General features: G+C 74.1%; 8 protein-coding genes. 5 read left to right on the top strand and 3 right to left on the bottom strand.

The genetic code is table 11. The annotated features are described in order from the left end of the window. Positions 1 to 300 precede the first annotated feature (300 nt). Both uvrB and HCN56_RS17045 read left to right on the top strand, forming a co-directional pair. A complete protein-coding gene (uvrB, locus tag HCN56_RS17050) occupies positions 301 to 2,412 on the top strand; it encodes an excinuclease ABC subunit UvrB (RefSeq protein ID WP_167972077.1) in 2,112 nt (703 codons plus the stop codon). A 141-nt stretch (positions 2,413 to 2,553) separates the two neighbouring features. Beyond that, on the top strand, positions 2,554 to 3,135 hold the full coding sequence (locus HCN56_RS17045) for a TerD family protein (protein WP_167972076.1): 582 nt from the start codon (positions 2,554 to 2,556) through the stop codon (positions 3,133 to 3,135). Positions 3,136 to 3,190: 55 nt separating this feature from the next. Here the strand turns inward: HCN56_RS17045 and HCN56_RS17040 are convergent, their stop codons facing one another. The 3 genes from HCN56_RS17040 to uvrA all read right to left on the bottom strand — a co-directional run bounded on the left by HCN56_RS17040 (position 3,191) and on the right by uvrA (position 10,692). After that, positions 3,191 to 6,634: a phosphodiester glycosidase family protein gene (locus tag HCN56_RS17040; RefSeq protein WP_167972074.1), complete on the bottom strand. Its 3,444-nt coding sequence runs from the start codon at positions 6,632 to 6,634 to the stop codon at positions 3,191 to 3,193. A gap of 473 nt (positions 6,635 to 7,107) precedes the next feature. After that, a complete protein-coding gene (locus HCN56_RS17035) occupies positions 7,108 to 7,623 on the bottom strand; it encodes a Rieske (2Fe-2S) protein (RefSeq protein ID WP_312871274.1) in 516 nt (171 codons plus the stop codon). Positions 7,624 to 7,656: 33 nt separating this feature from the next. Further along, a complete protein-coding gene (gene uvrA, locus HCN56_RS17030) occupies positions 7,657 to 10,692 on the bottom strand; it encodes an excinuclease ABC subunit UvrA (protein WP_167972072.1) in 3,036 nt (1,011 codons plus the stop codon). Between the two features lie 364 nt (positions 10,693 to 11,056). On the opposite strand from uvrA, the gene HCN56_RS17025 reads away from it, so the two are divergent. The 3 genes from HCN56_RS17025 to HCN56_RS17015 form a co-directional block, all read left to right on the top strand. After that, positions 11,057 to 11,749: a maleylpyruvate isomerase family mycothiol-dependent enzyme gene (locus HCN56_RS17025; protein WP_167972071.1), complete on the top strand. Its 693-nt coding sequence runs from the start codon at positions 11,057 to 11,059 to the stop codon at positions 11,747 to 11,749. Between the two features lie 47 nt (positions 11,750 to 11,796). Then, positions 11,797 to 12,453, top strand: coding sequence for an MBL fold metallo-hydrolase (locus HCN56_RS17020; RefSeq protein WP_167972069.1), 657 nt, complete (start codon positions 11,797 to 11,799; stop codon positions 12,451 to 12,453). After that, a partial coding sequence (locus HCN56_RS17015; RefSeq protein ID WP_209312852.1) for a DEAD/DEAH box helicase family protein occupies positions 12,450 to 14,647 on the top strand: 2,198 nt, incomplete at its 3' end. The genes HCN56_RS17020 and HCN56_RS17015, both read left to right, overlap by 4 nt.

Below are 14,647 nucleotides of genomic sequence, written 5' to 3'. Positions count from 1 at the left end.
GCGTGGGCCGGCCCGCCCGCCGAGCCCGCCGAGCCGGCCGAGGGCCCGGCGGGCGCGGCGGCGGTCAGCGCGAGGGTGACGGCGACGAACGCCGACCCGAGAGTCGTCAGGGCTGAGTGCAGGGACACCGGGAACTCCTTGGGTCGTGGGGGGACACCCGGGGGATGCTGCCCGCGCGCGGTGTACCCATACGGGCGAACGGCGGCCCATCGGCGGAACAGCCGGTGTCCGGGCGGTCGCACCCGGCGTCCGTTCCGCTCGTCGCCGTGCGGTGTCGGTGGCTGGCCGTACCGTGGGGTCATGCGACCCGTTTCCGACATCGAACGCACTGTGGCGCCCCTCGAGGTCGTCAGTCCCTACCAGCCCAGCGGTGACCAGCCGACGGCCATCGACGAGCTGGAGAGACGGGTGCGTGCGGGGGAGAGCGACGTCGTCCTGCTCGGCGCCACCGGAACCGGCAAGTCCGCGACCACCGCCTGGATGATCGAACGGCTGCAGCGACCGACGCTGGTGATGGCGCCGAACAAGACGCTCGCCGCGCAGCTGGCCAACGAGTTCCGCGAGCTGCTGCCGAACAATGCCGTCGAGTACTTCGTTTCGTATTACGACTACTACCAGCCCGAGGCGTACGTCCCGCAGACCGACACGTACATCGAGAAGGACTCCTCGATCAACGACGAGGTGGAGCGGCTGCGCCACAGCGCGACCAACTCGCTGCTCACCCGCCGGGACGTGGTCGTCGTCGCCTCGGTCTCCTGCATCTACGGCCTCGGCACCCCGCAGGAGTACGTCGACCGGATGGTCCCGCTCCGGGTGGGTGAGGAGTTCGACCGGGACGCCCTGCTGCGCCGCTTCGTCGACATCCAGTACGCGCGCAACGACACCGCCTTCACCCGGGGCACCTTCCGGGTGCGCGGCGACACGGTGGAGATCTTCCCCGTGTACGAGGAGCTGGCGGTCCGCATCGAGATGTTCGGTGACGAGATCGAGGCGCTCTCCACGCTCCACCCGCTGACGGGCGAGGTCGTCTCCGACGAGCAGCAGCTCTTCGTCTTCCCGGCCTCGCACTACGTCGCCGGGCCGGAGCGCATGGAGCAGGCCATCGCCGGCATCGAGGCGGAGCTGGCGGGCCGGCTGTCGGAGCTGGAGCGGCAGAACAAGCTGCTGGAGGCCCAGCGGCTGCGGATGCGCACCACCTACGACCTGGAGATGATGCGCGAGATCGGCACCTGCTCCGGTATCGAGAACTACTCGCTGCACATCGACGGCCGCGAACGGGGGACCGCCCCCCACACCCTGCTGGACTACTTCCCGGAGGACTTCCTCCTGGTCATCGACGAGTCGCACGTGACCGTCCCGCAGATCGGCGCGATGTTCGAGGGCGACGCCTCCCGGAAGCGGACCCTGGTCGACCACGGCTTCCGGCTGCCGTCGGCCATGGACAACCGGCCGCTCAAGTGGGAGGAGTTCCTGGAGCGGGTCGGCCAGACCGTCTACCTCTCGGCCACCCCCGGCCCCTACGAGCTGTCCCGCGGCGACGGCGTCGTCGAGCAGATCATCCGCCCCACCGGCCTGGTCGACCCCGAGGTGGTGGTGAAGTCCACCGAGGGGCAGATCGACGACCTCGTCCACGAGATCCGCACCCGCACCGAACGCGACGAGCGGGTGCTGGTCACCACCCTCACCAAGAAGATGGCGGAGGACCTCACCGACTACTTCCTGGAGCTGGGCATCCGCGTCCGCTACCTCCACAGCGACGTCGACACCCTGCGCCGGGTCGAGCTGCTGCGGGAGCTGCGCTCCGGCGAGTACGACGTGCTGGTCGGCATCAACCTGCTCCGCGAGGGGCTGGACCTCCCGGAGGTGTCGCTGGTCGCGATCCTCGACGCCGACAAGGAGGGGTTCCTGCGCTCGGGGACCTCGCTCATCCAGACCATCGGCCGCGCCGCGCGGAACGTCTCCGGCCAGGTCCACATGTACGCCGACCGCGTCACCGCCGCGATGGAGAAGGCGATCGACGAGACCAACCGGCGGCGGGCCAAGCAGATCGCCTACAACGAGGAGCGCGGGATCGACCCGCAGCCGCTGCGGAAGAAGATCGGCGACATCGTCTCGGACATCATCCGGGAGGAGATCGACACCGAGAACCTGCTCGCCACCGGCTACCGGCGGCCCGCAGAGACGGGCCGGGGCAAGGCGCCCGTCCCGGGGAAGACCGCCCGCGAGCGTCGCGAGGGGGGCGAGTTGACGGACCGGCCGGCGGCCGAGCTGGCCGACACCATCGAGCAGCTCACCGAGCGGATGCGCGCCGCGGCGGCGGAGCTCCAGTTCGAGGTGGCGGCGCGGCTGCGGGACGAGGTCTCGGAGCTGAAGAAGGAGCTGCGCCAGATGAAGGAGGTCGGCCTCGCCTGACGGCGGCGGCACGCCCCCCGGCCGGCGCCCCGCAGACGCCGCCTCCGGGGCGCTGGTCGGTCGCGGGCGCGCTGACGTAGGGTTTCGAGCGGGTCCTTCGGCCCGCAACGACCGACGTGAGCGCGACAGGAGTGGACATCGATGGGCGTCAACTTGTCCAAGGGCCAGGCGATCAGCCTGGAGAAGAGCGACGGCGGCGGCCTCTCCGCGGTGTCCATGGGCCTCGGCTGGCAGGCCGTGCGGCGCTCCGGCTTTCTGGGCAAGCTCTTCGGCGGCGGTGACATCGACCTCGACGCCTCGGCCGTGCTGTTCGCCGGCCGGGAGATGGCCGACGTCGTCTACTACCGGCAGCTGAAGAGCAAGGACGGCTCGATCACCCACACCGGGGACAACCTCACCGGCGGCACCGGCGGCGGTGACGACGAGGTCATCCTGGTCGATCTCACCTCCGTCCCGGCCGAGGTCGACCAGATCGTCTTCACCGTGAACTCCTTCACGGGCCAGACCTTCACCGAGGTCGAGAACGCCTTCTGCCGCCTGGTGGACCGTACCAACGGCGAGGAGCTCGCCCGGTACACCCTGACCGGCGGCGGCGCCTACACCGCCCAGATCATGGCCAAGGTCAGCCGCAGGGGCGGCGGCTGGGAGATGACCGCCATCGGCGTCCCTTCCCAGGGCCGCACCTTCAAGGACCTGCTGCCGGACATCCTGCCGCACCTCTGACACGCGTGCGGCGGCCCCGGCAGCCGCACCTCGACGGCGCGGGCCGTGTGCGGTGTCAGCGCGCCAGCGCCACCACCGCCTCCGCGGTCTCGCCGTTGACCGAGACGGTCACCGTCACCCGCCCCGGCCGCAGCGCGGTCAACGTCCCGGCCTCGGGGTCGAGCACGGCGGCATGACGGCGCGTGGCGTCGGCCGGGTCCCCGACGTGCAGCGTTGCCGAGCCCGACCAGTCGGTGCTGACCGGCCACGCGGCGGGCACCTCCCGGACGGCGTCCCCGCCGAGCGCCTGCGCGACGGTGGCGGTCACCGGCGCGCTCTTCCCGACCGCCACGGAGGCGGGGGCGGTCAGCGTGAGCCCGTCCGTGTGGGGCCGGGTGCGGACGGAGAGCCAGTCGGGCCCGGCCGGCCGACCGTCGGCGAGCGCCTCCGCCCGCGCCGCCGGGGGCAGTTCGTCGACGCCGACGGTCGACCACCCGGTGAAGCCGCCCCGGTCCGGCGGGGCGGACGGGCCCTTCCCCGCGTTGCCGTTGATCAGGTACGGCACGCCGTTGTGGCGGTGGGCGTCGAACAGGCCGACGTGCGACCCGAGATGCGCGGCACCCTTCCCGGTCTCCTCGCGGAACTCGGTCAGCCACCGCTCCAGCAGCCAGGCGTCCATCCGGTCGGTGAGCCGGCTCGCCGGCTGCGGGCCCGGGTCCTGCGGCGGTACGTGGGAGATGACGACCACCGAGCCGACCGCGTCGTCGGCGGCCGCCGCGTCGAGCCGCTCGCGCAGCTCCCGCCACTGGGCGTAGCCGCCGCCGCTGATCGACAGCGAGGAGGTGTCCAGGGTGACGAACCGGGTGCCGCGGTGGTCGAAACTCTGCTGCCGCGCACCGAAGACCTCCTCCCACTGCCCGATCGACCCGCCCATCACCTCGTGGTTGCCGGGCACGTAGTACCAGGGCAGGTCGCCGAGCTCCTCCTCGATCATGGTGCGGGCGAACTCCAGGTCCGCCGGTGAGCCCTCGTCCACCCAGTCGCCGTTGATGACGACGAACTCCGGCTCGGAGGACCGGGCCTCGCGCAGGGTGCGCCGCGCGGCCGCCACCACGTCGCTGTCGGGGTCGCGGGCCACGAACTGCGCGTCGGAGACCAGCGCGAACCGCCAGTCGCGGGCGTCGGTCGCCGCCGCGGTGGTGATCAGCGGGTCCGTGACCGGGCCGGAATCGGGCAGGTCGGCGTCGGGCGGGGTCTCCGCGACGAGCGTGTCGACGGCGATCTCACCGCGATAGGCGGCGTCCGGACGGGTCTCGGCGATGTACAGCCGGTGCACGGCGGCCGGGTAGGCGAACCCGTCCGGGACGTCGAAGGTGATCTGCCGCCAGCCGATGAACTCCAGATGCTCACCGCGCAGCACGCGGCTGGTCCCGGTGGCGTCCTTGAGGTGCAGCGCCGGCCACGCGCCGTTGCCGTCGCCGCGCACCCGGAGGGTGAAGCTCCGCGGCTGGCCGGCGACCCCGATGTCGCCCCCGGCCGGGGTGGCGTACGCGGCGCGGGTCCCGGTGCTGCGGTCGAACTCGTACCGCACGCCGAGCGCCGCGCCCTCGTGGCCCTCCGGCTCGGCGAACAGCTCGCCGGCCGCCCGGGAGTGGGAGAACCGCCAGTCCGCGGCGTTCTCGAAGTCCGCGACGCCGGTGGCCCGCAGCCCCACGCCGGCGGAGAGCACGGTGGTGACGTCGCCGACGCGGGCGGTGATGGTGCTCGCCGTGTAGGCGTCGGTCAGCGCCCGGACCGTCCAGCCGCCGGTGGACGGCTCCGGCTCGACCTCGATCAGCGCGGTGTCGTACTCCAGTGTCACGTCGCGGGGTTCGACCGGCGCCGAGTAGCCGGAGGCGTCGTGTCCGAGCAGCCCGAACCGGGTGGTGTCGCCGGCGCCGGAGAGCGCGAGTCTGCGCCGGGTGGGTTCCAACCGCTCCAACCCGCCCAGCACGGTCAGCTCCAGAGCCCCGGTCGCCCGGCCGGCGTTCGCGCTCACCAGGGCCCGGCCGGGTTCCGCCCCGGTGAACACCCCGGCGGCGTCGACCGTTCCGGCCGTCGCGGGCGCCACCGACCAGTCGGCGCGGGTCGGGGCGGCCGGGCCGAGCGTCGCATCGTGGGCGTGGGCGTCCAGCTGCCGGGTGAGCCCGGCCAGGACGCGGTCGGGCCGCGCGTCGCCCATCGTCTCCCCGTTCGGCGCCAGTGCGGGCCGGGCGCGGGTGGCGACCCGGAACCCGGTGGCCTCACCGCCGCCCGCCGGCGCCGTCAGCGCCAGCCCGTTGGGCACCACCCGCTGGGCGCCGTCCGACGGCTTGTTGACCAGCTCCAGCCCCGGGGTGCCCACCTCGCGGGCGAGCAGCGTGGTGGAGCCGCCGCCGTCGAGGTTGAGCGCGGAGTGGGCCCCCATGCGCTGCATCATGACCGCGAGCTCGGTGAGGGTGACCCCGCCGGAGTGGGCCTGGCGGCCGTCGATCACCACCACGTACATGTCGCTGCCGTCCTCGGAGAACCCGACGGCGGTGCGGGGCGCCGTCGCGTTGTTGGGCCGGCCCTCCCAGTCCTGGGCCTCGCCGTCCACCACCAGCAGGCCGTTGCCGCCGACCGCGGTCCGCGGCAGCGCGCTGCCGTCGGCGGTCCGCGCCGCGTACTCCATCTCCACCGCGTCGCCCGCCTCCAGCGCGGCGAGCGCCGCCGCCCCGGCGTCCCGGCCGAGGAGCACGGTCGCCTCGGCCGGCACCCGCTCGCGTCCCGGCTTCTCGGAGACGGAGGTCACCCGTCCCTCCTCCACCACCACCTCGGTCACCTGCTGGGCGCCGAGCACCGGCAGCAGGCGGTCCGCCTCACCCCAGTCGGTGGTGTAGACGCCGATGCCGTCGGCGGGCAGCGAGGCCGCGTTGTAGCTGGTCAACGCTGCCTCCCCGTCCGGGCCCGCGACCTTCCCGCCGAAGAGCACGTCGAGCACCCGGCCGGAGCCGTCGCTGTCGATGCCGACCACGGAAGTGCGGTTCAGGCTGCCGGACTGCACCAGTTCACCGTCGCGGATGCCGGGCGCGAGCGGGGCGTTGGTGGCGTTGATGTCGAAGAAGTCGGCGTTGATCGCGGCGACGGTGGTGCGGCCCGCGCCGGGGTCGTGGGCGGCCGCGAGGTCACCGATGGTCGCGGCGTCGGCCACGTCCTCGGTCGCGAGGTAGTCCACCGACAGGTCGGCGGCGAGGTCGACGGTGAGGGTCTGGACGTCCAACCACTTGTCGGACTCCAGCCGTTGGGCGCCGGTGAGCTCCGCGCCCGGGGCCAGGGGCCGGGTGGCGGCGGAGATCTCCGTTCCGTCGCCGTCGACCACGCCCCGTACGGCCGGATCGGGCGAGGGGGTCTGGGCGGTTGCCGGGGGGATCAGACCGACGGCGAGGGCCGCCGCCACCGCTGTCGCGGCGAGGGGGAACGCGCCGCGGACGCGGCGCCATGGCTGGCGGGTACCAGACACAGGGTCTCCCTGGGACGTGGACGCGGGCACACGTGTGCGCACCCGGTCGCTCAGAGTCGCAAGGGAATCACAACGGGCACCAGTGGTACGTCACAACGTCCACATGACAGACCAGTGAAAGCTCAGGAGCGCGGAGGTGGAGCGGGGCGTCGCCCCGATGCGCCCGAATACCGCGCGCCGGACGCCGACCGCACCCGATCGCCGCAGCGCGCGAACGGCGCCGCGCGCCGCCGCCGTCCGGTGCCGTTCCTGCTCGACGCGGTGCGCCGCGCTCGGCGTTCCGGCGGGGCCGACGGTCCGGATCACGGAGCGGTGCCGGGTGCGCTGCGCACCGCGGGCCCCGGAGGTGGCCGTCAACGCGCCCGGAACCGGCTCCGCCCGGGGCGTGAACTCGCCCCGGGCGGAAGGACGGTCAGCGGGCTGCGCCCGGCCTACCGGCGGCACGGCGCGGCCGCGCGGTCACGCCTGCGGGGTCACGCCTGCGGGCGTGCCACCATCACGCCGTCGCCGGCGTCGATCTCCAACTCCAGCGGCGTCAGCGGCTCCTCGGCCGGGCCGCGGAGCACCTCGCCCGTCGCCGGCTCGAAGGTGGAGCCGTGGCAGCTGCACACGGCCACGTCGTCGCGGATGCCCGAGAGCACGCAGCCGGCGTGCGGGCAGACCGCGCTGAACGCCCGGTACTCGCCCGCCTCCGGACGGCAGACGAGCACCTTCTCGTCGCGGTACAACTGCGCACCGCCGACGGGCACCTCCTCGGCCGGACCCAGCTGCACGGGCTCGCCCACCGCCTCGGCGGGCTGCGAGCCGCCCTCGCCGCAGGCGGTCGCGGTCAGCCCGACCGCGCCGGCGGAGACCAGTGCCGCGCCGCAGAGCACGGTGCGGCGGGAGGCGCCGCGCGGGGCGGCGGAGGGGGCGGAGCCGCTCGCGGCGGGCGGCGCCGCGGGGCGGGAGACGTCGGGACGGCTGACCGGGATGTCGTCGGATGTCACGCTCGCACCCTACGCGCCGGCGGGCCGGGACGCTCAGCCGCGGCCCCCCGCCGCCTTGCCGCCCTTGGTGGCCTTGGCGGCCTTGCCCGCACCGCCGGCCGCCTTCTTCCGCGCGCCGGCGGAGCCGCTCGCGGCCTTCTTCGCCGCCTGCGCCCGGCCGGCCGACGCCGCCGTGCGGCGCGTGGTCCGCTTCGCGGCGGTGCCGCCGGTGGGGCCGGAGTCGCTCACCCGGTCGCCCAGGATGTCCCGCAGGAACTTGCCGGTGTGGCTGGCCGGGAGGGCCGCGACCTGCTCCGGGGTGCCCTCGGCCACCACCTGGCCGCCGCCCGAACCCCCCTCGGGGCCCATGTCGACCACCCAGTCCGCGGTCTTGATCACGTCGAGGTTGTGCTCGATCACGATCACAGAGTTGCCCTTGTCGACCAGCCCGGAGAGCACGTCGATCAGCTTGCGGATGTCCTCGAAGTGCAGCCCGGTGGTGGGCTCGTCCAGCACGTAGACGGTGCGCCCGGTGGAGCGGCGCTGCAGCTCCGAGGCGAGCTTCACGCGCTGCGCCTCACCGCCGGAGAGGGTCGGTGCGGGCTGTCCCAGCCGCACGTACCCCAGCCCCACGTCCTTCAGCGTCCGCAGGTGCCGGGCGATGCCGGGGACGGCCTCGAAGAACTCGGTCGCCTCCTCGATCGGCATGTCGAGGACCTCGGAGATCGACTTCCCCTTGTAGTGGACCTCCAGCGTCTCCCGGTTGTACCGGGCGCCGTGGCACACCTCGCACGGGACGTAGACGTCCGGCAGGAAGTTCATCTCGATCTTGATGGTGCCGTCGCCGGCGCAGTTCTCGCAGCGGCCGCCCTTGACGTTGAAGGAGAACCGGCCGGGGAGGTAGCCGCGGACCTTGGCCTCGGTCGTCTCCGCGAACAGCCGGCGCACGTGGTCGAAGACGCCGGTGTACGTCGCCGGGTTCGACCGGGGGGTCCGGCCGATGGGGGACTGGTCCACGTGCACGACCTTGTCCACCAGGTCGTCGCCCTCGACCCGGGTGTGGCGGCCCGGCACCGAGCGGGCGCCGTTGAGCTCCCGCGCGAGGTGGGTGTAGAGGATGTCGTTGACCAGCGTGGACTTGCCGGAACCGGAGACCCCCGTCACCGCCGTGAGCACGCCGAGCGGGAAGCTGACGTCGACGTCCCGGAGGTTGTGCTCCCGGGCGCCCACCACCGTCAACCGCCGGTCGGCGTCGACCGGGCGCCGCTCCTCGGGCATCGCGATCTGCCGCCGGCCGGAGAGGTACTGCCCGGTCAGCGACTTCTCGTTGGTCAGCAGGCCGGCGAGCGGACCGCTGTGCACGACCTGGCCGCCGTGCTCACCCGCGCCCGGGCCGATGTCGACGACCCAGTCGGAGGCGTTGATGGTGTCCTCGTCGTGCTCCACCACGATCAGGGTGTTGCCGAGGTCGCGCAGCCGGACCAGCGTCTCGATCAGCCGGTGGTTGTCCCGCTGGTGGAGCCCGATGGACGGCTCGTCCAGCACGTACAGCACGCCGACCAGTCCCGAGCCGATCTGGGTGGCCAGCCGGATGCGCTGCGCCTCACCGCCGGAGAGCGAACCGGCGGTGCGGCCGAGCGAGAGGTAGTCCAGGCCGACATCGACCAGGAAGCGGAGCCGCTCGTTGACCTCCTTCAACACCCGCTCGGCGATCTTCTTCTCGCGGGCGTCGAGCTTCATCTCCCGCAGGAAGTCGGCGCACTCGCTGATCGACATCGAGGAGATCTCCGCGATCGAGCGGCCCTTGACCGTGACGGCCAGCACCACCGGCTTGAGCCGGCTGCCCTCGCACGCCGGGCAGGGGACCTCCCGCATGTACCCCTCCAGCCGCTCGCGGCCGGCGTCGCTCTCCGACTCGCCGTGGCGGCGCCGGATGAACGGGATGACGCCCTCGAAGACCGTCTGGTACGCCCGCTCGCGGCCGTGGCGGTTCTCGTACCGGACCTCGATCTTGGTGCGGTGGCCGTACAGCAGCGCCTTGCGGGCCCGCGCGGGCAGCCCCGCCCAGGGGATGTCGGTGCGGAAGTTCAGCGCCTGGGCGAGGGCGTTGATCAGGTGTTGGAAGTACCCCTTGGTCTGCCCGTGCGACCAGGGGTGGAGGGCGCCGTCCTCCAGCGACTTCTCCTCGTCCGGCACGACCAGCTCCGGGTCCACCTCCATGGTGGAGCCGAGCCCGGAGCACTCGGGGCAGGCGCCGAAGGGCGAGTTGAAGGAGAACGAGCGCGGCTCCATCTCCTCGAAGGAGAGGTCGTCGTAGGGGCAGTAGAGGTGCTCGGAGTACATCCGCTCGCGCTGCGGGTCGTCCTCGTCGAGGTCGACGAAGTCGAGCACCACCATGCCGCCGGAGAGCCCGAGGGCGGTCTCGACCGAGTCGGTCAGCCGGCGCTTGGCGCTGTCCTTCACGGTGAGGCGGTCCACGACCACCTCGATGGTGTGCTTCTCCTGCTTCTTCAGCGTCGGGGGCTCGGAGAGCTGGACGACGGCGCCGTCGACCCGGGCCCGGCTGTAGCCCTTGGAGCTGAGGTCCGCGAAGAGGTCGACGAACTCGCCCTTGCGCTCGCGCACCAGCGGGGAGAGCACCTGGAACCGGCTGCCCTCCTCCAGGCCGAGCACCTTGTCGACGATGGCCTGCGGCGACTGCCGGGCGATGGGCCGCCCGCACTCGGGGCAGTGCGGCTTGCCGATCCGGGCGAAGAGCAGCCGGAGGTAGTCGTAGACCTCGGTGATCGTGCCGACGGTGGAGCGGGGGTTGCGGGAGGTGGACTTCTGGTCGATCGAGACCGCGGGGGAGAGCCCCTCGATGAAGTCCACGTCGGGCTTGTCCATCTGGCCGAGGAACTGCCGGGCGTAGGCCGACAGCGACTCGACGTAGCGCCGCTGGCCCTCGGCGAAGATGGTGTCGAAGGCCAGCGAGGACTTGCCCGACCCGGACAGTCCGGTGAACACGACCAGCGAGTCGCGGGGGAGCTCGATGGAGATGTTCTTGAGGTTGTGCTCGCGAGCGCCGCGAACGAGGAGTCGGTCGGCCACGCCGGTTGGCACCTTTCCGATGGTGGGCGACGAGGGGCCGGCGGCCGCGCCTGGCGCGGGCCGGGGATATGCGGTCCCCCGGGCAGAAGGGTATGACTCCTCCCAGCGTAGGCCGGGGGTCCGACAGACGCGGCCCGCGCGGGAGAGGTGAGGAGACCGAGCGTACAAGAACATCTGTTCGATCATGGACCGGTGGGGGCACCGGTCCGCCCCGGCCGGGCACGCGCGGTCCGCGGCCCCCCGGCGGTGCCGCCCGGCGGCTCCGCGTCGCCGCACACCGGCCGGCCACCGGCCGCGAACCGGCCCGGCACCGACCGCGCCGATCCCTCCCGGAGCCGTGGGCCCCCGGTATAGCGTGGTGATCATGAGCCGACCCGAAGCTGACCTCTCCGGTCTCACCCGCGCGACCGACGCACTCCTCGCCACGGTCCCCGGCCTCGACCAGGCCGCGCTCACCGCCCCCTCCCGACTGCCCGGCTGGACCCGGGGACACGTCCTCGCACACCTCGCCCGCAACGCCGACGCCCTCGTCAACGTCATGGAGGGCCGGCCGATGTACCCCGACGCCGAGACCCGCGACCGCGACATCGAGGCCGGCGCCGGCCGCACCCCGGCCGAGCACCTCGCCGACCTGCGCGCCACCGCGGACCGGCTGCACGACGTGTTCGACGCCCGGCCGGACAACGCCTGGGGCGCCACCGTGACGCTCCGCAACGGGGTGACCGACCTGGCGTCCGGGGTGCCGTTCCGCCGCTGGCTGGAGGTGGAGCTGCACCACGTCGACCTCGGCGTCGACCGCGACGTCAGCGACCTCTCCGGCGCCTTCACCGACCGGGCGCTGACCTACCTCACCCGGCGTTTCCACGGCAGCCCCGCCGTTCCGCCGGTGGAGGTGCGCGCCGAGGACGGCCGCAGCTGGATCACCGGCTCCACCGACGGCCCCGCCGTCGTCGTGGCCGGCAACCCCGCCGCCCTCGTCGGCTGGCTCGCCGGCCGCACCACCGGCAGCGGACTCACCGCCGCCGGTGCGCCGCTGCCCGTGCTCCCCGCCCTGTGAGACGCTGTCCGCCCGCCACCGGGCCCTGACGCTGGAAGGTAGAACCCATGACGTACACGGGACGGGTCACCGTCGGCGGTCCCGCCGAGGTGCACCAGCTCGCCGGGCTGCTCATCTCCAAGGTGGCCGTGGGCCCCATGGAGAACAACGCCTACCTCCTCCGCTGCCGCGAGACCGGCGAGCAGCTGCTGATCGACGCGGCGAACGAGCCGGAGACCCTGCTGCGGCTGATCGGGGACGACTCGGTCGCGTCCGTCGTCACCACCCACCGCCACGGCGACCACTGGCAGGCGCTCGCCGAGGTCGTCGTCGCCACCGGCGCCCGCACCTACGCCGGGCGGTTCGACGCCGCGGGCATCCCCGTGGCGACCGACGTGCCGCTCGACGACGGCGACGAGCTGTCGGTCGGCCACTGCCGCCTGGTCGCCCGCCACCTCCGCGGCCACACCGAGGGGTCGATCGCCCTCGTCTACGACGACCCCCGGGGCCACCCGCACCTCTTCACCGGGGACTGCCTCTTCCCCGGCGGCGTCGGCAACACCTTCGGCGACGCCGAGGCGTTCCGCACGCTGCTGCACGACGTGGAGACGAAGTTCTTCGACGCGCTGCCCGACGAGACCTGGGTGTACCCCGGCCACGGCGCCGACACCACCCTCGGCGCGGAACGGCCGCAGCTGGCCGTCTGGCACGAACGCGGCTGGTGACGACCGCGTCGGCGGCGGACGGCGCCACCGGGGACGACGCCGCCGGGCGGGGCGGTTCGGCGGATCGCGGGGAGGTGGTCGCGGCCGCCCCGGAGGCCGGGCCCCGGCCGCCCCACCCGCTCCGGCGCCACCAGCGCGAGGCGCTGGCCGGCCTGGAGCGGGTGCTGGCCGACGGCCACCGCCGCGCGTGGGTGGTTCTCCCGCCCGGGCTCGGCAAGACCCTGACCGGGCTGGAGGCGGCCCGGCGCCTGGGCCGCCCCGTCGTCGTACTCGGACCCAACACCGCGATCCAGGGCCAGTGGGTGCGGGAATGGGCGGACTTCCGCCCCGAGCCGCCCCCCGCCGGTACCACCCGCGACCTGGCCACGGCCGTCACCGTCCTCACCTACCAGGCGCTCGCCAGCTTCGACCCGGACGCCGAGGTCGCCGAGGACGGCGCCGGCACCTCCCACCTGCACCGGCTGCGGCCGGGCGGCCGTGAGCTGGTCGACGCGATGCGGCGTGCGGGCGGCATCACCCTGTTGCTCGACGAGTGCCACCACCTGCTGGAGACCTGGGGCGAACTCCTCGCCGAGGTGCTGCGCGAGCTGCCGTCGGCCACCGTCATCGGCCTGACGGCCACCCCTCCCGAGCGGCTCACCCGCGCGCAGGCGGAGCTGGTCGAGGAACTGTTCGGCCCTACCGTCCGCGGCCCCTCGATCCCCGCCGCCGTCCGCGAGGGGCACCTCGCCCCCTACGCCGAACTGGCCTGGCTGACCACCCCCACCGCCACCGAGGACGCCTGGCTGGCGGGCGAGGCGGAACGTTTCACCGAGCTGGTCGCCCGGCTGATGGAACCCGGCTTCGCCAGCACCGACCTGCTGCCCTGGCTCGACCGCCGCGTCGTGGCGCGCACCGGCCCGCCCGGGGCCGGCGCCGGGGGCGCTGACGGCATCGCCCCCGCCGTCCCCTGGCACCGCTTCGCGGCGTCGGAGCCCGCACTGGCCGACGCCGCGCTGCGCCTGCACGACCAGGGGCTGCTGGCGCTGCCCGCCGGTGCCCGCCTCCGCGAGGAGCACCGCCATCCGCCCCGTGCCGAGGACTGGGTGGCGCTGATCGACGACTGGGTCCGCCGCTGCCTGCGGGTCTCGGGTACCGGCACCGACCGGGCGGCCGAGGAGCAGATCCGGTCCGCGCTGCCCGCCGTCGGCCACCGCCTCACCGCCCGCGGCGTCCGCCGGGACCGCTCTCCGCTGGACCGCGTCCTGGCGCGCAGCGCCGCGCGGACCGCCGCCGTCACCGAGATCCTCGCCACCGAGGCCGACTCCCTGGGGGAGCGGCTGCGCGCCGTCGTCGTCTGCGACCACGAACGCGCCACCGCCACCCTGCCGACCCGGCTGGACGGCGTCCTCGACGCCGAGGCGGGTTCCGCCCGGCTGGTGCTCGCCACGCTCGCCGCCGACCCCCGGACCGCCCCGCTCGCCCCGATGCTGGTGACCGGCCGCACCGTGGCGGCCGCGCCCGCCACCGCCGAGGCCTTCGCCGCCTGGTGCCGGGAGCGCCATCCCGAGCTGGAGCTCGCCGTCCGCCCGCTGCCCGACGCCCCCGGCACCGCCGAGGTGGCCGGCGCGTGGACGAGCCGCCGCTGGGTGGCGCTGGCCACCGCGTTCTTCGAGGCGGGCCGCAGCCGGGCGCTGGTCGGCACCCGCGCCCTGCTGGGCGAGGGCTGGAACGCCCGCCGCGTCAACACCCTCGTCGACCTCACCGAGGCCACCACCCCCACCGCCGTGGTGCAGACCCGGGGCCGGGCGCTGCGGCTGGACCCGGAGTGGCCGGACAAGGTCGCCCACACCTGGTCCGTGGTCTGCGTCGCCCCCGACCACCCGCGCGGTACCTCCGACTGGGACCGCTTCGTCCGCAAGCACGACGGGTACCTCGGGGTGGCCGAGGGCGGGGCCGTCCTGGCGGGCGTGGCCCACGTCGACGCCGCCCTGTCGCCCTACGCACCACCGGCCGCGGACACCTTCGACGCCTTCAACGCGGCCATGCTCGACCGCGCCCGGGACCGGGCCCGGACCCGGGAGCTGTGGCGGGTCGGCGACGCCTACGAGGACCGGCTCGGTCACCTGCTCCGCGTCACCGCCGGCCGGGCCCCGCGCCACCGGCGCCGCGCCGCCGACGCGGCCCGGCCGCTGGTCCCGCCGGCGGTGCCGGC

This window comes from Streptomyces lonarensis, from assembly GCF_012033735.1.
Lineage (GTDB): Bacteria > Actinomycetota > Actinomycetes > Streptomycetales > Streptomycetaceae > Streptomyces > Streptomyces lonarensis.
Note: the sequence above shows the minus strand (reverse complement) of the source record. Positions and strands in the feature narration are given on the sequence as shown.